The following is a 24,068-nucleotide window of genomic DNA, read 5'->3' as shown; positions in this document are numbered from 1 at the left end:
GGACTTCCTCCCCTTGTAGTCGAAAACCCCCATGCCAAAATGCAAGGGGGTTTTCCTATCTACTTCACTTCAATTGTAAGCGTCAATGTTTCATTGCGCTCATTTACATCGGTTTTCTTCGTGGACTTTCTTTTGGAGTTGATAACCGTGCAGGTCTTATTGCTGAGCGTATTCGTTACCTTGATCTTGTATTCCCCAGGCTTATCCGTATCGATGTACCTTTTCAGATCCAGTGATTCAAGCCCCTCGCCATCGTCGCCATCATCTTTGCTAGGCTTGATGCTGGCTATCTCTTCTTCCCCGAAAAAGATCTCGATCCGATTTTCTGAGGAAATGGTACCGTTACTGTGCTTCCGACTGGCACCCATACCAATTTCTCCATGTTTCCATTCAAATTTCGGCATATAATAGGATTTCTTTTCGCTCTTATCCCTGATCTTTTTGGAACCGACAAGCTCAGCATGAGTAGCGATCAGCCTTAAGTCTTCCCATTCTTCGAGATCATCGCCTGCGTTCACGGTAATCTTTTGTCCGTCCCGGTATTCCTTGCCGCTCTCGCTTCGAAGAAGAAGTGGCGAGCTTGGCGGAGCTACACCTGTATCATCCGGCTCACATGTCGGATACGTCTTGATTGGAGACGAATCTTCTATCACCTGAACGTAGCCGCACCATACTTGCGCCGGGTCTCTTTTGCTATAGTAGTTGACTTTGTAGCGACCTGGCTTGTAGCCGGACAACAGCAATGCCGTGTGATCCCAACTCAATTTGCTCTCGTCGGCAATGACGTTATCGATTGCCCATACACCCGGCCCCTCATCATCATCCACTTCACTTCCATATTTGATGTGATCGGCAGCAGTTGCCAGCCAGATCACATGAACAGGATTCTGATACAGCTTGATTGTATTATCAGAGGAATACAGGTTCATCTTTTCTACCATCGGTGTTGATTGTTCGTTCTGCTTCATCAACACATCCATCGTGACATTTCCATTAGCAGGGCCGCAGGCATTTGGTGCACCTGGTATTTGTATTTGAACCGTTGTCGCCGAAGTATCGCCCCACAAAGACGATGTCTCTTTTTGCCCCGAAACAGGCTCAAAGGTAACAGCGATTGTGATTCCGGCCAGTCTCTCAGGAATGTCCACCTCAAAATGTTGCGCGTCTGTCAAGGTTTGTCCTGTTCCGTTCACCGACCATCTTCCTGGGATTGGCGAAAACAATGGAACCTTCCCTGGTGCTGATGGAGCGGTTATTTTCTGATCTTGCGTCAGCTTTTGACCGCTTGCATCCGTTCCCATATACAGCTCTGCAACGCCTACTTGAATCGTCGTCATCCAAGATGACATGGCTGAATCGTCTGGAACAAAGAGGAGCTCATACTGCCCCGTCAACAATGTCCCCGTCGAAAATACGGTTGCAGGAACAGACCTCATCTCTGCACTCGTGGACTTATTTGTTAATTTCCATGTGCCCGGTACAGAACTGGCAAAGTCGTGTGAACCCATCATTCCAAAAATCGCGGTTTGCCCGCCACTTGGCACTGGTTCTCCCTCTGCCTTTTCCCCATTGAATATGCTCGGGTAATTTTTGGCCTCTACGATAAATCGGACATGCAATGTGCTGCTTTTTCCTATGGCATCCGTCACAATAAAGGTCAAGGTATGCGAGCCAGCAGACAGCTTTTGTGCTGGAATGGTAAACCGAGGTACCTGCCATTTGAAAGAAGTCTGTGACGAGGTATTTTCGGCTTGATACTCCGATAACTCTACGCCATCCAATAAAACTTGCTTCCGATTGAGGTTAGTGCCAGTTCCATAAGTGGTCTGTATCATATCAATATCAAGTGGTGTCTCGGGAGGAAGAATAAACTCATCGTTCTTCACCCAGTTCCAACCATTTGAATCCAGTCCGGCAACCTGATAATCGTTAAAGATAACCATATCGTGAACAGGCTGCTGCCGGAGTGGCTTAGATACTTGGCTGTTTTTTTTCATGGATGCTGTTGCCCCGGCCCCCATGGCTGGCGGTACTGAAACACCTGATAAAAAGGTGCCCGTTGCCAAACACACTAGAAGTGCTTTTACAACCCATTTTTTCACGAATTGTCCTCCTATTTCTTCCTTACAATTTTTCAACTGTGATCATTCGACAAAAACAGCGAAATATCCTTTGCGATCGTAAAGCTTTTTCACACCCTGAATATAGTTAAAAACTATCCGGTTTATAATTTATATAGATTTGACTTATATCTCCCCAGTCGGTAAAAATGGACAAAGGGAGGCGATTCAAATGGTTCAAACCAATCAATGGAATGCCGGGCTATACGACGCCAAAATGAATTTCGTTTCTGAATACGGCAAAGGGTTAGTGGACTGGCTACAGCCGGCTCCTGGAGAAAGCATTCTTGACTTAGGCTGTGGAACAGGTGACCTGTGTGCTCAACTATCTCATTCAGGAGCAAATGTGACAGGAATCGACTTTTCTGCCGCCATGATTGAAGCTGCTCGCCAAAAATATCCGCAGTTTGCCTTTGAAGTAGCCGATGCACATACGTATCGTACAGATGTCAGATACGACGCTGTCTTTTCCAATGCCGCACTCCACTGGATGAATCGTCCTGCGGAAGTCATTGAAACCATTTGGCTGGCTCTTGCGCCTGGAGGACGCTTTGTCGCAGAATTTGGAGGACAAGGCAATTGCGGACAAATCACAAAGGCATTACAGACTGTATTGGCACGAAAAGGAATATCTGCTGATGAACGCTCGCCTTGGTATTTTCCCAGCATTGGAGAGTACACGATTCTTTTGGAAAAGCAAGGCTTCCACGTCGTCCTTGCCTCCCATTTTGATCGCCCGACCGTCATGGCTGATGGGGATCTGGGGCTTTCGCATTGGCTGAATTCTTTTTGCAGTCCATTTTTTGCGGGACTGTCCTCAGATGAAATTCAGCAAGTATGTAGGGAAGTCGCTGACATACTGCGTCCTGCTCTGTATCAAGAGGGGCACTGGGTGCTCGATTACAAGCGTATTCGCGTCCTTGCCCATAAGAAATCAGAAAAGGATACTCTGCATGGGGGAGCTGCACGATGACCCGTATTGCCTGTCTCCATGGACATCATTCGAATATTCCCCTTTTTTCAGATGCGTTCGCAGCCTTTGACGTAGAGCTCATACATTTTGTGGACCCAGGTTTACTCCTGCAAAACGCGGGAGCCTCTGTCCATACCAAGGAACATTCGCATGCCAAATTACGTGAGCAACTAAGCTGGATGCAGAGCTGCGCGGTCGATGCAATCGTGATCACTTGCACGCAGTATGCCGCACTGGTAACACCAGAGGATGAGGCAACTGCCACTGTCCCACTCTTTACAATCGATGGACCTTTTTTTCAAGAGCTAGCACGGCATACTAAGCCACAAGTTCTGCTGTTCTCCAATCCCGCTACTGTCCAACCTACGATGGAGCGTCTCGTGAAATACGCCCATTCCCACAACCTTCATCCAGAGATACAAGTATCTCTCGTCGAAAATGCTTTTGACCTGCTCATGGAAAACAAGCAAGAAGCCTACAGAGAAGCGATAAAAGAAGCCCTGTATCAGCTCCACCAAACGTTTCCAGACCAACCTATTGCAGTAGCCCAGCTCTCTATGGCACCTGTTGCTGATCAGTTTGCAAAAGAAAACGGCTGTACAATTTCCCATCCTTTACATAGTTTGACGTCGCAAATATCCGTAACGTTACCATTGCTTTGAAACTGTTGAAAAGCGTATGAAAAAACAGCCCCGTTTGCTCAGGTCTTTGGCCAGTGGCAACGGGGCTGTCGCTATAAAACGAATTCGATTGGCTGTTACATGCCTTCGGAGTTGGTCACCAGAACCTCTTCTCCCTCATTCAAGCCGCCTTTGATTTCAATAAAATCATATCCTTCAATCCCGATTTCTACGTCTTTCGGCATTGGATCTCCGGTGCTCGGATCTTTCACCATTACCGTTCCCTGACCCGGTCCCAGAATTTCAACCGCATTGCTTGGCAAGCGCAGGACATTCTGTGCTTGGGCGACGATAATATCGCTGTCTCCCGTCATCCCATGCTTAAACTCAGCCTTGTCCAGCAGTTCCACTTTTACCGCGAAACGAACTTCCTTGTCTTCTTTTTTCCCTTCTTTCGGGAGCTCTACGACTTTGCCTTTAAACGGCTCGGTACCGAATGCATACACGTAAACATCGACATTTTGTCCGATTTTAATCGCGGGAATATCAAGCTCTCCGACGGCTGCCACAAAGTAAACAGAAGTCGTGTCCATAATAATGGCTGCAGGCTCTGATCCTGGCGCTTCGCCTTCTTTTACGCCTAGCTTGGTGATTACACCGCTAATGGGCGCTGTTACTTGATTTTTTGCAATTTCACGCTTTTTCTGCTCCATGTTCAATAAGGAACTTTTTAGCGCTAGCTCTTTTTCCATCAGCTCCATACCGGATGCTTCCATATCCATTTTGAACAGTTGCTGCCCTACTTTGACTACATCGTCCTTTTTCACGTCGACCTTGCCGATTTTCCCGTACGTACCGGCCAAGATTTCCATTTCATCCGGCAGCTGGAATTCTTGCTGATTTCGGCTTACATATAAGAGGCCCTTATCATCCGTGAACTGAACCTCACCCATGTCCCCAACATAAATGGCCCCAGGCTTCTTGACCAAAACCTCAACATCGTGAATTCCGCCAATACCTTCTACTTTTTGACCTATTCTATCCACTTTCGTGACAACACCATCCACAAAATACATGGAAGTTGGAATGAATACCTTCACTTTTTGACCTACACTGAACCGTTCAGACTCGTAGGCGGTAAACTGCCCGACAATTTTCAAATAGTCGGTGTTAGCCAGCTTGACTACTACCTGGTCCGGTCTTACATCTTGCCCTTCTTCCACAAGGACCTCAACCACTTTTCCTTCTTTTGTAGACGTGATCTTGTCTTTCTTTTGTTTAATTTCACTTAGCTCTTTTTTCGCCTTAACAATGTCCAACTCCAGCTTTTGAATTTCCAGCTGCGCATCCGAGCTGTCTATCGTGAACAAGACATCGCCTTTTTTTACAGACTGGCCTTCCTTAACTAGCACACGTTGCACCTTGCCGCTGAGCTCTGGCTTGACCTCCTCACGCGCCTTTGCTTCCACTGTACCTGCTGAGTTGATCGTCTTCTTAACGTCACCACGTTCCACGATCGCTGTCGGGAAGGTCGGTTTTTCTTCTGGCTTTTCTTCTGTAACCTCTTCGCCCTTGAAGTACGAGTAGCCGTAATAGCTGCCCCCTCCAAGTACGGCCACAACCGTGGCGATAATGATCCATTTTTTCTTGTTCATCTTACGTTCCTCACATTTCATCACTTATTCAGATCGAATCGCTTGCAGCGCACTTAAACGAGACGCGCGGATCGCCGGGAAGATTCCCGCCAATACCCCAATAATAAAGGAGAAGCCAATCGCAAACAGTGCCAGCCAGCTCGGAATGACCGCTAGCTTTGTCGGCTCAGCCTCAGGATCTCCTCCACCCCCATAGCCCATGTTCAGACTATCCAATAGACCGCCAGACGCTCCGAAGTAATTCACGAGCTCAACCGCTCCCCACGCCATGCCGAGACCAGCTAGTCCACCAATTAAGCCAATAAAGCCTGACTCCATTAAGAACAGCCAACGAATATTCAGCACAGTCGCTCCGATTACTTTCATGATGCCAATCTCTTTGGTTCGCTCTAAAATCGACATGATCATCGTATTGACGATTCCAATGGTTGCGACGAGCAAGGAGATTGCTGCAATTCCTCCGAGGACCATCTGAATCACGAAGAAGAAGTTATTGATGGTTTCCAGCTCACGTGCAGGCGACCATACTTCAAAGCCTTTTTCCTTCAACGCTTGGACTACACCCTCGACTTTTTCACGAGATTCTACCTTGACTGTAATTCTGTCAAATTCAAATGTTTCCTTTTTGGCTTTATCGCGTGAGCGGCGCGATGCACCCTCTTCGACTTCGTCACCTCGACTGCGCGTAACCCACTCGTTCAGCTCTTTCACAACGTTAATCGGTACATAAACCGCGGCTGACGAGTTACGTTCTTCAGATTTCTTTAATTGACCAACAACCTTCACACGCAGTTCTTTTTTCTCGTATTTAGGTTCATCGTCGATGCGATATTCGCGTGACAAGATGAGAGTCCCTGCTCTGTCTACGAGATTGAAGGCCAGTGCTTCTCCCCCCCCTATATCAGGAGGAGGCATCTGAGACATTTCGTGCCGTCCAGCTCCGGCTTTTCTTCGCCGTTCCTCGCGCTTTTCCTTTTCTACATCTCGCAATTCTCTGGATACATCGAAAGCAACGACTATCTCTTGTGGCGCCCCTGTCAGGTAGTTTCCTTTTTCAATGTCATTTTTGCGATAGGCAGCCGACTCATTCACATCCACCCCAATAAGCTGTACGTAACCTTCTCGTCTACCTACCTTAAGCTTCGCTTGCTCTCGTAATTCTTTTATCGGCATAACTGCCTGAATGCCAGGAATCTTTTTTAATTCCTGTACCGCTTGCATATTCAGCTTCTTGACTTTATCCTCTGGAACATCAATCCATTCGCCATTTTCCTCGTACCAACGCAATGGCTCGACGTCCATCTCTGTCAAGTTCCCGAAGTTCTCCAAGCTTTTTACTGCACTTTCTTTAAGTCCTAAACTAAGCGCCATCATCGCGACGATTGCAGCCGTCCCGATCATGACACCAACCGACGTGAGGGCTGTCCGCAGCTTCATTCGCCACAGGTTCCTCCAGACTATGCGAAAAGAATCCATTACCTTCACTGTTTGTTCACCTCATACCCTCGCCTACGCTGGTCTTGTCCTTTTTTGTACAACCCGTCCGTCCTGGAGATAAATGACGCGGTCGGACTGTTCCGCTACTTCCTGCTCATGGGTAACGATGATGAACGTAGTCCCATTTTCCTTGTTCATTTCTCTCATTAATAGGAGAATCTCTTGTTCTGTCTTCGAGTCCAGGTTCCCCGTCGGCTCATCCGCCAAGATGATGCCAGGCTGATTGACGAGCGCTCTCGCGATACTGACACGCTGCTGCTGTCCACCACTAAGCTCATTGGGTCTGTGATCGATACGACCTTCCAGCCCTACGCGGTGTAGGATTTCCGTTGCTTTAGCCCTACGTTTTTTCTTGCTTTCGCCTGCAAAAATCAAGGGAAGCTCTACGTTTTCCAACGCTGTCAGATTTGGGAGCAGATTGTATGACTGGAAGATAAAGCCCATGTTTTTCCGGCGAAACATGCATAGTTCGTTTTCGTTGTAGCTGGAAATCTCCGCTCCGCTGACCATGACACTCCCTTCCTCTGGCTTGGTCAAACCTGCAAGCAAATTCAAGAGCGTAGACTTGCCAGAACCCGACGAGCCGCACAGAGCGACGAATTCTCCCTTGTTGATATGAAGGTTGATATCATACAGTACGGGCACTTTGATTTTTCCCGTTCCGTAGCTGTGATTGACCCCTGTCACCGTCAGCTCTCCTGTTGAATTGACCATCTTTTGTCGCACCTCATTCGTTCTTTCAAAATGGAAGCTTTCGTAAACATCACATACTAAAGACGTAACATTTCGCAAAACGTAACGCTTCTTTCGGAAACAATTTACGTTTTACAAAGTAACCATATTTTCTTCAAAAATATGTAACAGCTATGTAACCTTTTGCAGCCCGCTGCGTATTACAATGTAGATGTCAACAAACCATGGAGGGGCGAAGAAGATGACTATCTATCGCTTTTTATTTGAAACAGCAACACGCAGATGGGTTGAAATCATCAAGGCACCTAGTATGTTTGAGGCAGCAAAGCAAGCGAAGCAGCTTGCAACCAAGCGTTCCAAGTCTATGTCCACTACCATCAGCTTCTCTTTTCACCACGCTGCTTCTCAAGCATAAATGCACACATACATAAACCGCTTGCCCGCTAAGGGAGGCGGTTTTTATATTTTGGGGATATTATTGACAGCACTGATTTCTTCCTCTTTAATATAGAGAGAGGCATTACAGCGCATGACAGTATAGATCCGCTTCGATTGTGCAGCGGTATACAAAGGGAGATAATCACAATGACCATGAAGAAAGCACTCACCATTGCAGGTTCCGACACCAGCGGCGGAGCTGGTCAGCAAGCAGACCTCAAAACGTTTCAGGAGCTTGGTGTTTTCGGGATGACCGCCCTCACCGTTATCGTAGCCCAAGATCCACATAACGAATGGTTTCACGAAGTGTTTCCGATCGATGTTTCGATCCTGGAAAAACAAATCGAAACCGTACTCGCAGGAATTGGCGTAGATGCTGTAAAAACAGGGATGCTCGGAACCACTGAACTGGTCGACCTCGCTACCCGTAAAATAAAACAATACGATTTGAAAAATGTTGTCGTTGACCCAGTGATGATCTGTAAGGGTGCAGACGAAGCACTCCATCCAGAAATTGCAGTCAGCCTGCGCGAGGTATTGCTCCCACATGCGACAGTTGCGACTCCTAACCTGTTCGAAGCTGGTATTCTTAGCCAAATGGGCGCACTGAAAAGTGTTGATGACATGAAGGAAGCGGCGAAGCGCATCCATGACTTCGGCACCTCTTATGTCGTTGTAAAAGGTGGCAGCAAGCTTCAAAGCGGCAATGCCGTAGATGTCTTCTATGACGGGAACACGATTGAGGTATTGGAATCAGAACGCTTTGAGACCAGCTTTACTCACGGTGCCGGCTGCACATTCTCAGCTGCAATCTGTGCTGAATTGGCAAAAGGAAGCTCTGTACACAACGCAGTAGCTGTTGCCAAAGAATTTATTACCGAAGCGATTCGCCACTCGTTTGCGCTCAATAAATATGTGGGCCCTACTAATCACGGCGCATACCGCATGAAAAAGCACGGCGAAGCGATTTGCTAATTACGTCCTTGTAAGCAAAAACTCCTGACCATATCCGAGTCTTTCTCGGAGGATCAGGAGTTTTCTTATGTTTACGCTTGTTTTTTGATAGCGACCTCAGGATTGATTGGGGCAGCTCTTCGTTTCATCCGTACAGAAGACACCGTAAATACGATGAGCGCAGACCAGATGAATCCAAAGCTGATGAGATGCGTTTGGGTGAAAGGCTCTCCAAACAAGAAAACAGCTGATAAGAGCGATATCGTAGGCGCCAAGTATTGAATGAAGCCCACAACGGAAAGTGGGAGTCTAGTCGTTGCTTGGGCAAACCAGTAGAGCGGCATGGCAGTAGCCACCCCCGCCAGCGTCAGCAATACAAGCTGCCACCACGTTAAGGATGACATCGTCTCCGTCCCATTGACCTGTAGCATCAACAGATAACCGAAAGCAATAGGGGCCACAAACAGCGTCTCCCACGCCAGTCCGATCATCGCTTCCATTCGGACGATTTTTTTCGCCAGGCTATAAAAAGCAAAGGTCAGGGCAAGTGATAGAGAAACCCATGGAATCTCACCGTACTGAAAGGTGATAAACATGACTCCGAAAGCCGCGAGTATAAGCGCGAGCCATTGCCCAGCATGCATTTTTTCTTTTAAGAAAAGGACTCCGAGCAGTACGGTGATGAGAGGATTCATGTAGTAACCAAGACTCGTTTGCATGACTTGATCGTTATTCACTGCCCAGATAAAAATGAGCCAGTTTGCGCTGATTAGCAGTGAACACATCGCTAATGCTCCGAACATTTTAAAACCAGTAACTGCTTTCCACATACTGCGCCAACGTTTCGTTACCTGGATAATGATTGCGACAAAAATAATCGACCAAACGATTCGATGCGCGAGTATCTCCCATGCCCCCATTGTCTGAAACAGCTTCCAATAGAGCGGGAGTAACCCCCAAGCCAAATACGCCACACTTGCATAAATAATCCCCTGTCTCATCCTTGCTCCTCCGTGTGTTTCGCCTTCTCTTTTTCTATAGACGACTTTTAAACTTCTTCTCTATGAAGTAGTGTAACGGAAATACGAAAAAACAGCTATGTATTCTCACGTAAAATAAGGTGTCCCCTACACTTTCATCCGTTACCATATTACCAATGCATGCAGCTAGCTAATCACCTCAGTAGCACAATAAAGCATGTACAAAAAATTTATTGTACCACTTTTAGACCTGTAGTACAATAGTCATTATTCTTCCGAGTTTAGTCATACGAAAGGAACTTTTACTTATGACATACTGGCGATCTATCTTTTTAGTTTTACTCGGCGCGTGCAGCTACGGTGTTCTCTCGATCTTCATGAAGCATGCTTTTCAACTCGGCTTTACGCCATTTGAAATGAGCGGAAGCCAATTGATTTTTGGCGGCTTGATCATGACGGTCATGGCCATCTTTTTCTCCAAGCAACGGTTTTCCTTCAAGTATTTGTTGCTTTTGGCACCAGCCAGCCTCATGATGGCGTCAACCAGTCTTTTTTACCACCAGGCTGTTAGTCGGGTCTCTGCTTCGCTCGCAATCGTTCTCCTCTTTCAGTTTACTTGGATCGGTGTCTTGCTGGAGACGATTGTGGATCGCAAATGGCCGAGCGCTGAAAAATGGGTATCTCTGGTTATGCTTGGCGCAGGGACCGTTCTTGCAAGTGGACTTGGCGAAAGCGGCATTCAGAGCGTAGACATGGTCGGATTGATCTTCGGTTTGATGTCTGGCGCGACCTTTGCCCTGGTCATTTTCTTCAGCGGGCGAATTCTCCCTGGAATGGATCCATACTTGCGAAGCGCGATTTCGATTAGTATGGCAGCCCTGATGCTCTCGATTGTTTATCCACCGACCTTCTTGGTAAATGGTCAGCTTCTGCAAGGTTTGCTGCCGCTCGGTCTTTTGGTTGCGATCTTTGGTTCGGTCATCCCGATCTTCTGTTTGGCTGTCGGTGTGCCGCGGATCGGCAATGGACTGGCTACCATTTTAAGTGCAGTCGAGCTGCCCACAGTCGTGCTTCTGTCGAGTTTTGTGCTTCAAGAGACTGTCTCTCTCCCTCAATGGGGTGGCGTATTCATGATCCTCGCTGCCATTTGTGTACCGCAAGTAAACTGGCGAAGACTATTCTCTCCTTCTCACGCCCTCGAGCAGGAAAGAATGTAGCGCCGTTTCCTATACCCAGCATAGAAGAAGCGTGCAGACGAGTTGTTCTGCACGCTTTTTTGGTGGTACCCCCCTTCCAACTAGAAGGAAGGTAGATTCTCTCCCTCGAATTTATTTGCGAAGACTTCCACTAAAGGGGGAAAAGCATGGAAAAACGGCATAAGGTGTTATTCCAGCAGCTAGAGGATTATCGACAGGAGACGTTAAAAGCAATCGATGGCTTGACGGATGAAGATGCGAACATCATTCCCGAAGGTTTCTCCAACAATATCTTGTGGAATCTGGGGCACATCTATCTCGATCAGTATTTATGGATCGCTCACCTTACAAAAGAAACGATCCCAATCCCCCCTGGCTTCAACGAATGGTTTAACTTCGGGACAAAGCCTGCTGACTGGGATACACCGCCACCAAATCTCGAAGTGCTCGTCACCTTATTACGAGAACAACCTCAGAAGATACAAGCCGCTTACAAGGATCGTTTAGAAGAAGAGTTTCCCGCAACGGAATCCGGCATGCATACGATTGCACAAGTGCTTGTCCGAACGATTTTTCACGAAGGGGTGCACCTCGCCTCCCTCAATACAATCAGGAGGTTTCTGGGCAAATGAATCAGATCATAACGCCGATTTTTCGAATGTTTGATGTTGAGAAGGCAAGAGAGTTTTATGTGGAGTTTCTAGGTTTTCGGATTGATTGGGAGCATCGTTACGAGGATCATTTTCCTTTGTACATGCAAATTTCCTCTCCATCGTGTACGCTTCATCTGTCTGAGCATCACGGGGATGCTTGCCCTGGCTCAGCGATTCGCGTACAGGTAGAGAACATTGAGCTTTTTCATCAGTCCCTGTTGCGTCAAGGATACAAGTATGCTTGCCCTGATATAGAGGAGACGCCGTGGGAAACGCGTGAAGTGAGCGTGACCGATCCTTTTGGCAATCGCCTTCACTTTTATCAACCTGTCGATCACTCGTAAACAAATACAAAGAAAGCCCAGCGACAGTTCCTTTACAGGAGCCACCGCTGGGCTATTTCATTTTACATTTTGAACAAAAATAGATGGGGCGATCGATGGGACTTGAACCCACGAGTGCCGGAGCCACAATCCGGTGCGTTAACCCCTTCGCCACGACCGCCATATATAGGGTTTGCTTGGTGCGGTCGAGAGGACTTGAACCTCCACGGTGTTGCCACCACTAGAACCTGAATCTAGCGCGTCTGCCAATTCCGCCACGACCGCATATAAATATGGTGGAGGCTGACGGGATCGAACCGCCGACCCTCTGCTTGTAAGGCAGATGCTCTCCCAGCTGAGCTAAGCCTCCAAATTTCCCCACAAAGTGACGTCCATGCAATGAAGCATATTTTCGAGTGCTTTGCGGGGGCCCCGGATTACTATACGGGGGTGTAAGTGACCCGTAGGGGATTCGAACCCCTGTATGACAGCGTGAAAGGCTGCTGTGTTAAACCGCTTCACCAACGGGCCAAGTATGATGGCGGATGGAGTGGGATTTGAACCCACGAGACGGTTCGACACCGCCTACACGATTTCCAATCGTGCTCCTTCGGCCGCTCGGACATCCATCCATCGAGCCTGCAAGCGTTCGCTTCGGCAAGAATTAATCTATCATATTCATAGCATGATTTCAAGTGATATTTTGAAAGTTTTTCCCTCGTTCGTCCGAAAAAAGGGAGATTGCCTAAAGCAACCTCACTTCCTCTTCAATATGATACAAGTAGTATTCCTTTACAAGACGGAGTGATTCAGTTGTCAAAAAGAAAACGCCGTGCAGTTGGCTTCCCCTGTTTGTACGGAAACTGGTGTGGGCCTGGATGCTCCGGGCCGGGTGCGCCAATTGATGGTGTCGACAGATGCTGCAAGAGGCATGATTATTGCTATCAAAAGCACGGCTATTTTTCTTGTCACTGCGATCAGGAGCTCGTACGCTGCCTTCGAAATAAAGTAAACAACTCAACGGAAAAAGGGAGAATGGCCGGACTCATCTCGAATTTTTTCTCTCGGACAGGGTGCTTTCCCAGCAATCCCCGCTAGCTTTTTCTGAATCGTTCTCCTTGTCAGTTTTCATCCAAAAAACGGTAACAACTTGGACATGAATCAGACATAATTCCCTTGTTTTTCCTTGTATTTTTTTGGTACTCTATTGAATGTCCAAGGAGGGTACGAGCGTGGAATTGCACATACGAACAGACGCCAGTGTGGCGCTGACGTTAAAGAGAGAAATTATTTGTCATGGTATTTCCCGTTTTTATGTCCGTCCATCCGATGATGATCACGTAGAATTTATATTCCTATCACTCTCAGAGCACCAGAAGAAGCTGCTGTCTTATTCACTACGAAATTACAGCTATTGTCTAACATATCTAGCTTAATCGTTCTACGGCCATTTTCTCCCCTTTTTTAAAGGGGAATTTTTATTCCTTTTTTTCGATGTATCCAAAACGGCGAACATCGTCTGCGGTTACGTTATGCAAGGCATTCAAAAATTCGATTTGGAAACTGCCTGGACCTACTCCCGCTGCTTTCTCTGCTGCCAGCTGAGCAGCAACACCGTAGCATACCAATGCCGCAGCTCCTGCGATCAGCTTGTCATTTGCAATGGCTGCAAACGCTCCCATAACAGACGTTAACAAACAGCCTGTTCCGGTCACCTTCGTTAAGATTGGATGACCATTATGGATCGAGTAAGTCGTTTCTCCGTCCGAAATCACGTCGACCTTGCCCGTAATCGCAACGATTGTCCTTAGCTTTTTCGCTGCTGCTCTCGCCAGGTCCTCTACATCTCCGCCTGCTTCCTTCGCATCTACACCTTTAATCTCCCAGCGCTCCCCGATGACATTGGCGATCTCGGCAGCATTTCCTCTAATGAAGGCAAGGTCGAGTTCCTGCGCAAGACGTTGACTTGTCTCGGTTCGATACGATGTCGCTCCCGCTCCCACCGGATCAAACAAAACAGGCACGCCATGCTGGTTCGCGGATTTTCCTGCGATCAACATCGCTTCGATCTCATGCTCATTCAATGTCCCTATATTCAATACAAGAGCTCCGGCGATTTTTGCCATGTCTGCCACCTCTTGTTTGGCGTACGCCATGACAGGTGATGCACCAAGAGCTAACAAGCCGTTCGCTGTAAAGTTCGTAACAACTACGTTCGTTATGTTATGAACGAGTGGATTTTCCTCGCGCACTTTAATTAGTAATTGCCCGATTGTCTCCAGAATCATGATCATTGCCCCTTTCCTCTTGAACAGCGACTCGTGGAATCATCTTGTACACCTCGATGACTTCTCCTAATGTAGAATGCTCTTGCATGACGCCAATGATGATATACGCCTGTTTTAAGATGGGTAATTCGCCCATATTAGCTACGATTTTCCACACTTTCCCATCATCATCCGTCACGCTAGCACTGAAGGAGACTCTTCCCGCCCCTTCTTTCAAGATGTCCACGGAATCAAGCACTCCGCATATTTTCATCCGATCATCTGGATGCATGATCCGGTTTTCCTCGACCCATTTTAACTTCATTTCTTCTACTTTTAGTGTTTTCCATCGATCAAGGAACTCCCAATCCTTGGAATGCGGAAATATATGCTTCGTTTGCTCAAGGAAGGTGTTGTATTCTCCGTGCAGCTGATCTACATAATCATCTACATCCTCAGAAATCACGCGAATCGAATCTTCTCCGCATGTACGGATGTGGTGAGCCAGGTATTTGAAGGACTCGATCATGTCAAAATTTCCCCAGCCCCAGGCCTGTTCGCCGAAAACTCCCCCCCGGGTTCGGCATTTTAGGCAGGTGAAGTAATAGTATGTAGGCATATCTGTTCCCCTATCTCCCCTATTTTGTCTCTCTTTTGGTATCGGTTGAGGAAGCGAAGCAATTTATGTTACATTCGAACCTATTTTTTGAAACTTCTCACGCATTTTGTTCACAATTTAACTTCTGTAATTTAGTGTAAGTTAAATCGCAAAAGGTGGCTCCCCAAAATTTTCAGGAAGCCACTCTTCATTATACTCCTTTTATGGCAATAAGAGGGTTACATTTTGCTACGACAGAGGCTAGATTTGCTCCCACAACTGAATCGATGATTTGATCCACATCTTTATAGGCTTGCGGGCATTCATCAAGGATGGAAGCGAGCGAACGGTGATTCACCATGATTTCATCTTCCTGCCCCACGCGCATTGCCTGCTCGAATTGATCAATAGTTACGAGCTCCTTGGTTGCTTTGCGGGAACGAACACGCCCAGCACCATGACAGATCGAATAAAAGTTTTTGGCCCCGGCCTCCGATCCAACCATGATATAGGACGATGTTCCCATAGAACCTGGAATCAATGCTGGATGTCCCGTTTCACGGTAAGCCTTCGGATTTTGGAAATGGCCTGCTGGCAGCGCCTTCGTCGCTCCTTTGCGGTGGACGAGCATCGGTGTGTTGCGATGGAATTCCTTCAAGGCGTAATTATGCATCAGATCATACAGGACTGGTGTACGCATCTCACTACCAAAAATATCCCGAAACGCCTGCTCTACTGAAAATCCAATCATATGCCGATTCGTTACCGCAAAGTTCAGCGCGGAGTACATCAAATTCAAATACTGTTGCCCTTCCTCGCTTTGGATCGGGGCATATACCAAGCTCGGCTCGGGATTATGAATCCCCCATTTGTACATGGCTTCCTTGAAGCTTTTCGTATAATCCCGTCCTAGCATAGCCCCCCACGCACGAGAACCGGAATGAATCATGATGACAACCTGACCGTCGAACAGTCCCCACGCTTTCGCAATCTCCCTGTTTCCCTCCGCGATGTCGAGATGCTGGATTTCAATAAAGTGGTTACCGCCTCCCAATGTTCCCAACTGGCCCCATGCACGGCTCCAAGATTTTTGCGGTATTTGCTCGAGGAAGGAATGGTCGAACTCAAATGTGTACTTTTCCACATGCGAGAAAGAGCGACGCAAGGTGTCAGGCGCTTCTTCTGTTTCCGGAATGTAGTTGCCAGGCAGTCCTTTTAAGCCATGCTTCACAACTTCCTCCAAGCGAATATCCGTAAAATGCGTATTTCCTCGTTCGTTTGTTGGAACGTACGCTTCGATCGCTTCGATCAATGCACGTTTTAGGCTCTTGTCTTTAAGGTCGTCTCGATGCAACGGAGTCAGATGCACACGCATTCCACATCCAATGTCTGAGCCGACAATGGAAGGTGAGACAAATCCATCAGCAAGATTCCAAACCGCTGTCGTCCCAATACAAGTTCCAACGCCCACATGCGCATCAGGGGTATACGAAAAATACACATTTCGCGGAATACGCAAATTATTGTCTGCCATTTGATATACGCGTTCACCGAAGCTCGCAAAAACTTCGTCATTCGCAAAAACGTGCACATCTCCATGCTCCAGCTTCACTTCACGATGGTTGTTTCCGTGCAAAATTGTTTTCATGATCCATTTCTCCTGTCTCCCACAGCCTGTGCTGTTTCTCATACCCTTATTTTCCATCCGCGCATCTGATTTGAACATGGTAAAAGTATTACGAACCTCTTTTTCTCATTGACTTCTCTTCAGCCTCTTCGTAATATGAGGACTAATTTGGAAATAAATGACGAATGAATAAGGATGAATGTAATGGCACGCGAAAGCTTTGATAAGGAGCTGCAATTGCTCCGTCTCCTGTTTTTGACCGCTGGTGCCTACAATCGGCAGCAGCTAGCCGAGCGGCTCGGGATCTCCGTCCATACGCTTGATAAAACGATAAAAAAGCTGAAGGACATCCAATCGACCTTTTATCAGCATGTCGGCGATGAGGAGAAAAAAGAGTATTACACGCAGCTTCGTTACAACTATTTTGAGGTGACGGACAATTTCTTGATGTTTTTGTACCATGCGAAATCATTGAAGGATTCGGAAGTAGAGCGACTGTCTCACATCTTGGAAAAACTCAAACAACAGCCTCTTTCCATTAAAGACTTGCTGGATACGTTTGTGGATTCAGAGCCCGATGAAAAAACGATTCGTCAGGACATGAAATACCTCGAAGAAATTGGCGTGATAAAAAATGTGAGTGAGATCAGGCCGTACATCTATCAATTCGACGGTGAGCTACTGAACTCGCTGACGGACGACGAGCTATTGGATCTGTATGATTTCATCGACTTCATGGCCAATACACAACTGCCGGCTGTCCCTGGTTATCTTCTGCAAGAAAAAGTGAAGCGTTATCTCAAACATCGCTTGAAGCTAACCGATGCATCTGCGTTTTTGTACAAATATCATTTCGTCTCACGTATTCTCGATGAATATCAAGCTTTGATTCTCACGGAAGCCATTCGTCAGCGAAAGATCGTGGAATTTCACTACTACACGCCCAAACGCCGGAAGTTTTACGATTCCCAAAATACGAATCCGACTTTCCAACGGGATACATCGGGGCGACATCAAAAAGTGATTCCACTCCGGGTTATTTATGATCACCAATACGGCAGATGGTACTTGCTGGCACAAGGCTGCGGCAATGGTCCGCTGCGCAAATACCGAGTGGAAGGTATGACCAAGCTCGTAACAGGCAAATCCGTTACGCCGGAAATCTTCTCTTCCTTGCAAGCAAGTGCGGATGAGCGCATTGCCCACAGTTGGCTGATTGATACCGGAAAACTCGTAACCGTACGCCTTCGCTTTTTTCAGCCTCGCGACACGCCTCATTCCTTTATCCAAGAGCGAGTGGAGGCACAGGGGCAATGGGGGATTGTGACAGAAGAATCTCGGGAGAGCTTTGTGTACGAGATAAACGTGAACAGCACGATGGAAATTACACCGTGGATTCGCAGCTTCGGTTCAAGCGTCGAAGTTCTTGAACCGCTGTTTCTTCGCAAGCAATTCCAAAAAGAATGGGAGGAGCTGCTCGCTTACTATGAATCTGTTTGATAAGATACATAATTACCAACTAATGACACGGCTAGATGAAGCAGGTGTTTATCCGGTAACCTCACACGAGAAAGCGTGGCTCGCCTTGATGCTGGCGAATCCGTCTGCAGCAGAAATTTTCGAGCCCACTACACTCGATAAGCTTCGCCGTTTGACACACATGCCAGAAAGTGAATCGACCGAACAAGAACAATTCGTAGAAAAAGCGCAAACACAGGCCAAACAGCTCTGGAGCCCACTCGTGCGCAAACTGCGACGAATCATTCTCGGCAAGAATCACATAAAAATAACCGCAGCCACGAACAAAGGCCCGGTTTTTCGCAATCAACGAGGGGTTCCCTACAAGCTGGAATATTCACTTGCTAAGAAGGCCTGGTACTTGATCTGGCTGAACATGTCTTCCAATCGCCTGATCACGACTCCCCTGCATCTCATTCGCTCCGTCGATGAGCTTTACATAGAAGATGTATGGTACGACAGTTTTTTGCCGACTATTTCGGAACAGATCCAACAGCGCAAGCAGATGGCAAAAATCGTGATCATCCGTCGTTACAACGCTGAGCTCCAGCGCATTTTGTACGCCTTTTCCTGCTTTGACAAAGAGGTCGCTTTTGACCCGGAATCACAGGTGTATACGATCACCCTGCACTTTCTATCCGACGAGCAGGAGTTTATTTTATCGCGTATTCGTTTTCTCGGCCTGCGGGTAAAAGTAGTAGAAAACGATCACCTCAAACAGCGAATGACAGAGTCGGCAATGAACGCCTTGGCAAGATATACCGAAACTTCACTTTGATTGTCCCAAAAAATCAGGAAATCATACCCTATTCGATTTCCTGCATTTCCCTTATCATAGTTCAGGTGAGATAGTAGCTAATCCAAGTCAGAGGTAGAAATGATGAAAACAACATGTAAAAAAGCGTCTCTCATATGTGGACTATGGCTTAGTCTGTCATGGCCGTTTATTATGGAGCCGACGCAAGCAGCAAGTGTCATCCCGGCAAAGGTGGTCGCAACCTCACTGAACGTTCGCAGTGAACCTGCCCTCAATGCTTCCATTGTCGCCACCTTGCCGCAAGGAGCCGTCGTGACAATTACGGATGAAGCATACGGTTGGGCAAAAATTAAATACAATCAAAAGGTAGGCTGGGTCGCGGGGTATTACTTGCAAAAAGGAGCGGTTACAAGTGCGGGTTCAGCTTCTTCACCAGCCACAACAGCCTCTGTCAAAGGCAAGCAGGGCACGGTTTTGGCTGACTCGCTTCGAATGCGGAAAGGGCCAAGCACGAGCCATGAGATTGTCCTTTCACTGCCCAGAGGAACCCGTGTAGATATTTTGAAAAAGCAAGGAGACTGGCTCCAAGCGAGAACTTCCAATGGACAGACAGGCTGGGTGTCTGCGACATATATTGGCGATGCCAAGGCCAACGCTCCGGTGTCCAAAAGCACCAAATCGCCAGGCTTAAAAGGGAAAGTCATCGTCATCGACCCAGGACATGGTGGTTCCGATGTCGGGACACAGGGAACGAAGTGGAATAGCATGGAAAAAACGTTGAATTACAAAACATCCATGCTGCTGGCTAGCAAACTGCGACAACGGGGAGCGCAAGTCTTCATGACGAGGACAAGTGACTCACAAAAGCCTTCGCTAGCGCAGCGTGTCGCTTTTAGTGAATCAAAGGGAGCAGATGCCTTCATTAGCATCCATTACAATTCTTCTGTGAAGCCGAATAGCGGTACGCTCACGTTTTATTATTCGCAAGACAAGGATGAGCCATTAGCTCGAGCGATTGAGTCCCGCTTGGCAGGTGGCATTGGTTTACGAAGCAACGGCATTTCATTCGGCAATTATCACGTCCTGCGGGAAAACAATGATCCGTCCGTCTTAATTGAGCTTGGCTTCTTATCGAATCCAAAGGATGAAGGCATCGTCCGTACATCGTCCTATCAGGACAAAGCTGGGCAGGCGATTACGGAAGCTCTGGCAGATTACTTCGGTCGATAATCGTACGGCTGGACACTGTAGGAGAACAGCTTCCGCTCGAATTTCCCTTTGGCACCAATGATCTGATACCAAGTCTCTCCGATCAACAAGTCGGTAGCGAAATCTTTGTCCAGCAGATTGGTGATCGTCTCCATGACCGCTTTCTCATTGTCTTTTTGGACTTTCAACGACAAGGCCAGGACGAAATATGCCTGGTCTTCTTCCATTTCCAACAAATGCAGACGGGCTGTACCACGGCGTTTGGCGTTGAAACCATCAATCACATTCAACAGCCCCTTTTTTGCCTGCACTTTATACTTTGTCGCTTCCCTCCAAGAGGAAATTACCGCATCGTACAGCGAAAACGTCAGGATGAAATGGCTGGCGTAATCCTTCGGGTCAAAAGGCTCCGGTCCCATTTGCTTCTCATCCGCTGGTATGACGACGAATGCTTTGTAGTTGCTAAAAAACGGATCGCTCATGGCAGGTCCTTTCCATCGATAGTATCTGTGTTGGTTAGTATCCACTAGGAAACCAGGATATTATGTACAAAAACCGTCATAACGTTCAAAAGGCCAAGTCGACATGAAAACCGACTTGGCCCTTTTGCTTGCTTTTGTATAGGCATGTTTTTCAACTGAATATCTACTCATTACCGGTGGGTCATCGAGACGCTTCCATGCCCGTGCTCCTCTTCCATGACCTCCACTCCTGCACCATGATTGACGGTCCAGGTGATGACTTGGCTGGAAATGACAACGGCCAAAATGGTATACATCATCTCTTTCATCGGTACGAACCAGAACGACATGCAAAGCACAATGACGTCCAGTAAAAGAAAGACCGTACCAATGGACAATCCCGTGTACTTACTGATCAACAGGGAAAAAATATCGTCTCCACCTGTCGCAGCTCCATAGCGCAGAACCAATCCGGTACCCAGCCCGGTCAATACACCGGCCAAGACAGACGCCAGCGGCATCATTCTGCTCATATCCATGACAATGGGTGAGAATCGTTCAAACAAATCGTAAAATACGGTAAAAGCAAGTGATGCAAAAATGGTGTCCCAAATGAATTGGCGGCCTCTTACTAACCAAGCAACCAAAAACAGTGGAATATCCAGCAAAAGCATCACCATCGCTGGCGACAAGTCAAAGGCGTATTTCGCCAGTAACCCCAAGCCAACAAACCCACCTTCAGACAAATGGTTCTGAAAGTTAATGTGATAATACGCAAAAGCAAGTAAACAAGCTCCAAACAAAATCATACTGTAACGCTTAGATAACTGCAGCGCTCTCCTCATCATGGTTTCCTCGCATTTTTGTCGGTTTAGGCACAGACGACCAACCGACTACCGAGGAACATCGCAAGCATAAGTCGCTACTCATACAAAGGGCCTCGCTTTCGTAGTAGGTTAGTCGTCTTCAGTGACGATCGACTACTACGAAGCTAGATGTAGGAGAGGTCAAAACGTTTCCAGATCGTCCTATGGGGACGCATGGTATCCTGATCCCTTCCATGGCTTTTCTTGTATTATATCATAAAAAAGGTGAAAAGACGACTCGAAACCGTCTTTTCACCGAGTTAAAATCGGAAAGCTTGTCCTTTTAGCTCCACCGGAATCCCTGCTGTGACAAGAAAAACTTGATCGGCAACAGCTGCCACTCGTTGATTCATCAACCCCGCCAAGTCTCGGAACATACGGCCCAACGGATGTTGCGGGACGAGTCCGTCGCCTACTTCGTTTGTCACCAGCAAAACGGTCCCTGGGTAATCTTTTAGCTTGTTTACCAGCATATCTACCTGCTGGAGCACTTTTTCAAACGGCTGCTCCTCTCCAAAATGCAACAGCCAATTGGACAGCCAAAGGATCAAGCAATCAACCAAAATCACGGTCTGCTGTTCTTGTATGTTCTTTTGTGCTCCCAGCTTCGCAAGCCGTTCTGTCAATGCGTACGGCTCCTCAATCGTTTGCCAAGGAAAGTTGGACTTCAAACGGCGGTCGCGATGGTGCAAGATCCGCTCTTCCATTTCCTCATCAGTGATTTGTGCAGTCGCGATGTAAACACCCGAGGAGCCCAAATGAGCCGCGTATTTTTCGGCAAACGTGCTTTTTCCGCTGCGTGCTCCGCCTGTAAACAGTACAATCATGCTTCCGTCTCCTTACACCTGCGATTGCAAAATAATTTGCGGCAAATGATGAATAGGATGCTCCATGACAATCGGTCTGGTTCCATATACAGCCTCTATTCTGTCACTTTGCAAGATGTCTTTTGGTGTACCCACGCTTATCTGCTTTCCTTTATGCAGCATCAAGATACGATCGCAGTATAAGGAGGCCAGATTCAGATCGTGCAGCACTGCAATGACCGTCACCTGCGTCGTCTTTTGCCATTTTCGCACGATGTCCATAAGTTGAATCTGGTACCCGATATCGAGGTAAGTCGTGGGTTCATCGAGCAAGAGCACCTGAGGTCGTTGGATCAAAGCCTTCCCCAAAGCTACGCGCTGTTTTTCCCCACCACTCAACTGATCCAGTGTGCGCTCTTCCAAATGTTCAAGGCCAAGCATTTGTACGATTTCATCAATGAGCGATGCGACATCCTGCTTTTCTTCGCCCAGCCAATTTTGGTAAGGAAAGCGCCCCATCTCCAACACTTCTCGAACACGAAAGCCGACTGGCGGGAGACCCTCTTGCTCCAATACAGCCAGTATTTTGGCAAGCTCTTTGCGAGGATACGAGTGAAGCTTTTTCTCCTGAAGCAAAATGTCTCCTGCATCTGCCTTGATGACTCCTGAAATCATTTTCAGCAAGGTGGATTTACCGCTTCCATTTGGTCCGATGATGCCAAAAAATTCTCCCTTGTCCACGCAAAAATCGATTCCGTGCAAAACTGACGTATCCTGATATGATTTTTGCAAGCCGCGCACATTGATCATTGCTTACGTTACCTCTTCCTAAAGCGTTTATTTTGCTTCAATAAATAAGCGAAAAACGGTGCTCCGAGAAATGCAGTCACGACACCAAGCGGGATTTCTGTGGGACTCAGCAGCATTCTGGCGAGAGTGTCAGCCCAAAGCACATAGATACCACCGCAGATCGCGGCCATCGGCAGTAAAATACGGTGATCAGGACCAACCAGCAATCGTACGAGATGCGGTACCACCAAGCCAACGAAACCGATAATTCCCGCGATAGAAACCGCCGCAGCAGTCAGGAGAGTCGAGACGACCAGAACCACCAGCTTCGTTCGATCCACATGGACGCCGAGATGCGCAGCCTGCCGCTCGCCTAACGCAAATAAGTTCAAGGAACGCGCATAGCTCACCAGCACCATTCCCCCTATGACGAAGTACGGAATCAAGAAGTACGTAAAGGCCCAGCCCCGAAATGACAGGCTGCCCATCAGCCAGAACACGATCTCATTCACGGTCTGGTCGGATAGTGACACCATAAAGGAAACGAGCGAGCCGAGAAAAGCCTGCACCACGACACCCGACAAAATCAGGGTCTCGGTTTGCAGCTTTCCTTGCGTGTTCGCGAGTCCGAGTACGATCCATAAACTGAGCAGTCCTGTGAGAAAAGCGACAACAGGCGTACTCCATGCACCCAAAAAGCTGATTTGGAAGCCAAAAAGGATCAAGAAGGCTGCTCCGACCGCAGAACCCGATGCCACGCCCATCGTAAACGGATCTGCGAGCGGATTGCGCAAAACTCCCTGAAAGCCCGCTCCCGCAAGCGACAAGCAGGCGCCAATCAAGACAGCCAATACAACACGTGGAAAACGAACCTTCATGACAATTTGCTCAGAAGACTCCGGCCACGTTACGGTGATCCACTCAGACAAGCCCGGGATTTGATGGAGCAGGATGAGCCATACTTGCGAAATGGGGAGTTGTGCCGCCCCCATCGAGATACTGATGACTATTGATGCCAGAAGGACGAGACAACTTACTACTCCCCATATGAACAATCGTCTCTTCATT

23 protein-coding genes and 5 tRNA genes are annotated in these 24,068 nt (G+C 47.6%); 10 read left to right on the top strand and 18 right to left on the bottom strand.

Going from position 1 to position 24,068, the window contains the following annotated elements:
- Positions 1-59: 59 nt before the first annotated feature.
- Positions 60-2,102 (bottom strand): hypothetical protein, encoded by a 2,043-nt coding sequence (locus tag C7R91_RS01015; protein ID WP_047068427.1) that lies wholly within the window; start codon positions 2,100-2,102, stop codon positions 60-62.
- Positions 2,103-2,292: 190 nt separating this feature from the next.
- On the opposite strand from C7R91_RS01015, the gene C7R91_RS01010 reads away from it, so the two are divergent.
- Together C7R91_RS01010 and C7R91_RS01005 are read left to right on the top strand one after the other, a co-directional pair.
- Positions 2,293-3,093: a class I SAM-dependent methyltransferase gene (locus tag C7R91_RS01010; RefSeq protein WP_047068428.1), complete on the top strand. Its 801-nt coding sequence runs from the start codon at positions 2,293-2,295 to the stop codon at positions 3,091-3,093.
- Positions 3,090-3,755 (top strand): hypothetical protein, encoded by a 666-nt coding sequence (locus C7R91_RS01005; RefSeq protein ID WP_047068429.1) that lies wholly within the window; start codon positions 3,090-3,092, stop codon positions 3,753-3,755. The genes C7R91_RS01010 and C7R91_RS01005 overlap by 4 nt, the downstream gene beginning before the upstream one ends.
- A 95-nt stretch (positions 3,756-3,850) precedes the next feature.
- On the opposite strand, the gene C7R91_RS01000 is transcribed toward C7R91_RS01005, so the two are convergent.
- From C7R91_RS01000 to C7R91_RS00990, 3 genes are read right to left on the bottom strand one after another with little or no spacing between them, the layout of a single operon-like run.
- Entirely contained in the window at positions 3,851-5,368 is a 1,518-nt protein-coding gene (locus tag C7R91_RS01000; RefSeq protein WP_047068430.1) for an efflux RND transporter periplasmic adaptor subunit, read from the bottom strand.
- Positions 5,369-5,392: 24 nt separating this feature from the next.
- Complete coding sequence (locus tag C7R91_RS00995) at positions 5,393-6,853, bottom strand: ABC transporter permease (protein WP_047068431.1); 1,461 nt, start codon at positions 6,851-6,853, stop codon at positions 5,393-5,395.
- Between the two features lie 24 nt (positions 6,854-6,877).
- Positions 6,878-7,579, bottom strand: coding sequence for an ABC transporter ATP-binding protein (locus tag C7R91_RS00990; RefSeq protein ID WP_047068432.1), 702 nt, complete (start codon positions 7,577-7,579; stop codon positions 6,878-6,880).
- Positions 7,580-7,799: 220 nt separating this feature from the next.
- On the opposite strand from C7R91_RS00990, the gene C7R91_RS29210 reads away from it, so the two are divergent.
- Both C7R91_RS29210 and pdxK read left to right on the top strand, forming a co-directional pair.
- Positions 7,800-7,973: a hypothetical protein gene (locus C7R91_RS29210; protein WP_007723176.1), complete on the top strand. Its 174-nt coding sequence runs from the start codon at positions 7,800-7,802 to the stop codon at positions 7,971-7,973.
- Positions 7,974-8,143: 170 nt separating this feature from the next.
- Positions 8,144-8,971 carry a pyridoxine/pyridoxal/pyridoxamine kinase gene (gene pdxK, locus C7R91_RS00985; RefSeq protein WP_047068433.1) on the top strand — a complete coding sequence of 276 codons (828 nt, stop codon included), beginning with the start codon at positions 8,144-8,146 and terminating at the stop codon, positions 8,969-8,971.
- A 71-nt stretch (positions 8,972-9,042) separates the two neighbouring features.
- Here the strand turns inward: pdxK and rarD are convergent, their stop codons facing one another.
- Positions 9,043-9,951 carry an EamA family transporter RarD gene (gene rarD, locus C7R91_RS00980; protein ID WP_047068434.1) on the bottom strand — a complete coding sequence of 303 codons (909 nt, stop codon included), beginning with the start codon at positions 9,949-9,951 and terminating at the stop codon, positions 9,043-9,045.
- A 287-nt stretch (positions 9,952-10,238) separates the two neighbouring features.
- On the opposite strand from rarD, the gene C7R91_RS00975 reads away from it, so the two are divergent.
- From C7R91_RS00975 to C7R91_RS00965, 3 genes are all read left to right on the top strand, one after another.
- Complete coding sequence (locus C7R91_RS00975; RefSeq protein ID WP_047068435.1) at positions 10,239-11,147, top strand: EamA family transporter; 909 nt, start codon at positions 10,239-10,241, stop codon at positions 11,145-11,147.
- A gap of 146 nt (positions 11,148-11,293) precedes the next feature.
- Complete coding sequence (locus tag C7R91_RS00970) at positions 11,294-11,758, top strand: DinB family protein (protein ID WP_047068436.1); 465 nt, start codon at positions 11,294-11,296, stop codon at positions 11,756-11,758.
- Positions 11,755-12,123, top strand: a complete 369-nt coding sequence (locus tag C7R91_RS00965) for a glyoxalase superfamily protein (RefSeq protein WP_047068437.1) — start codon at positions 11,755-11,757, stop codon at positions 12,121-12,123. The genes C7R91_RS00970 and C7R91_RS00965 overlap by 4 nt, the downstream gene beginning before the upstream one ends.
- An 84-nt stretch (positions 12,124-12,207) precedes the next feature.
- On the opposite strand, the gene C7R91_RS00960 is transcribed toward C7R91_RS00965, so the two are convergent.
- From C7R91_RS00960 to C7R91_RS00915, 8 genes are all read right to left on the bottom strand, one after another.
- Positions 12,208-12,283: transfer RNA gene (locus C7R91_RS00960), tRNA-His, on the bottom strand.
- 17 nt (positions 12,284-12,300) lie between these two features.
- Positions 12,301-12,387 (bottom strand) — tRNA-Leu (locus tag C7R91_RS00955).
- Positions 12,388-12,396: 9 nt separating this feature from the next.
- Positions 12,397-12,472 (bottom strand) — tRNA-Val (locus C7R91_RS00950).
- An 87-nt stretch (positions 12,473-12,559) separates the two neighbouring features.
- A tRNA-Glu gene (locus C7R91_RS00945) sits at positions 12,560-12,633 on the bottom strand.
- 8 nt (positions 12,634-12,641) lie between these two features.
- Positions 12,642-12,734: transfer RNA gene (locus C7R91_RS00940), tRNA-Ser, on the bottom strand.
- A gap of 846 nt (positions 12,735-13,580) precedes the next feature.
- Positions 13,581-14,390: a hydroxyethylthiazole kinase gene (thiM, locus tag C7R91_RS00925; protein WP_047068626.1), complete on the bottom strand. Its 810-nt coding sequence runs from the start codon at positions 14,388-14,390 to the stop codon at positions 13,581-13,583.
- Entirely contained in the window at positions 14,356-14,898 is a 543-nt protein-coding gene (locus C7R91_RS00920; protein ID WP_236697805.1) for a hypothetical protein, read from the bottom strand. Before C7R91_RS00920 ends, thiM begins: the two co-directional genes overlap by 35 nt.
- Positions 14,899-15,178: 280 nt before the next feature.
- Positions 15,179-16,615, bottom strand: coding sequence for an RtcB family protein (locus tag C7R91_RS00915; protein ID WP_047068439.1), 1,437 nt, complete (start codon positions 16,613-16,615; stop codon positions 15,179-15,181).
- A gap of 183 nt (positions 16,616-16,798) precedes the next feature.
- Here C7R91_RS00915 and C7R91_RS00910 point away from each other — a divergent pair, with 183 nt between their 5' ends.
- The 3 genes from C7R91_RS00910 to C7R91_RS00900 all read left to right on the top strand — a co-directional run bounded on the left by C7R91_RS00910 (position 16,799) and on the right by C7R91_RS00900 (position 20,099).
- Complete coding sequence (locus C7R91_RS00910) at positions 16,799-18,094, top strand: helix-turn-helix transcriptional regulator (RefSeq protein ID WP_047068440.1); 1,296 nt, start codon at positions 16,799-16,801, stop codon at positions 18,092-18,094.
- Positions 18,081-18,890: a WYL domain-containing protein gene (locus C7R91_RS00905; protein WP_047068441.1), complete on the top strand. Its 810-nt coding sequence runs from the start codon at positions 18,081-18,083 to the stop codon at positions 18,888-18,890. The genes C7R91_RS00910 and C7R91_RS00905 overlap by 14 nt, the downstream gene beginning before the upstream one ends.
- 102 nt (positions 18,891-18,992) lie before the next feature.
- Positions 18,993-20,099 (top strand): N-acetylmuramoyl-L-alanine amidase family protein, encoded by a 1,107-nt coding sequence (locus tag C7R91_RS00900; RefSeq protein WP_047068442.1) that lies wholly within the window; start codon positions 18,993-18,995, stop codon positions 20,097-20,099.
- Here the strand turns inward: C7R91_RS00900 and C7R91_RS00895 are convergent.
- The 5 genes from C7R91_RS00895 to C7R91_RS00875 all read right to left on the bottom strand — a co-directional run bounded on the left by C7R91_RS00895 (position 20,084) and on the right by C7R91_RS00875 (position 24,067).
- Entirely contained in the window at positions 20,084-20,560 is a 477-nt protein-coding gene (locus C7R91_RS00895) for a hypothetical protein (protein WP_047068443.1), read from the bottom strand. The two genes, C7R91_RS00900 and C7R91_RS00895, sit on opposite strands and share 16 nt — an antisense overlap.
- 170 nt (positions 20,561-20,730) lie before the next feature.
- Positions 20,731-21,387 (bottom strand): YitT family protein, encoded by a 657-nt coding sequence (locus tag C7R91_RS00890; protein ID WP_015892187.1) that lies wholly within the window; start codon positions 21,385-21,387, stop codon positions 20,731-20,733.
- A 278-nt stretch (positions 21,388-21,665) separates the two neighbouring features.
- A complete protein-coding gene (cobU, locus tag C7R91_RS00885; RefSeq protein WP_047068444.1) occupies positions 21,666-22,232 on the bottom strand; it encodes a bifunctional adenosylcobinamide kinase/adenosylcobinamide-phosphate guanylyltransferase in 567 nt (188 codons plus the stop codon).
- Between the two features lie 12 nt (positions 22,233-22,244).
- Positions 22,245-23,021, bottom strand: coding sequence for an ABC transporter ATP-binding protein (locus C7R91_RS00880; RefSeq protein ID WP_047068445.1), 777 nt, complete (start codon positions 23,019-23,021; stop codon positions 22,245-22,247).
- An 8-nt stretch (positions 23,022-23,029) separates the two neighbouring features.
- Entirely contained in the window at positions 23,030-24,067 is a 1,038-nt protein-coding gene (locus C7R91_RS00875; protein WP_047068446.1) for a FecCD family ABC transporter permease, read from the bottom strand.
- Position 24,068 lies beyond the last annotated feature (1 nt).

It is taken from the genome of Brevibacillus formosus (assembly GCF_003013405.1).
Classification (GTDB): Bacteria; Bacillota; Bacilli; order Brevibacillales; family Brevibacillaceae; genus Brevibacillus; species Brevibacillus formosus.
Note: the sequence above shows the minus strand (reverse complement) of the source record. Positions and strands in the feature narration are given on the sequence as shown.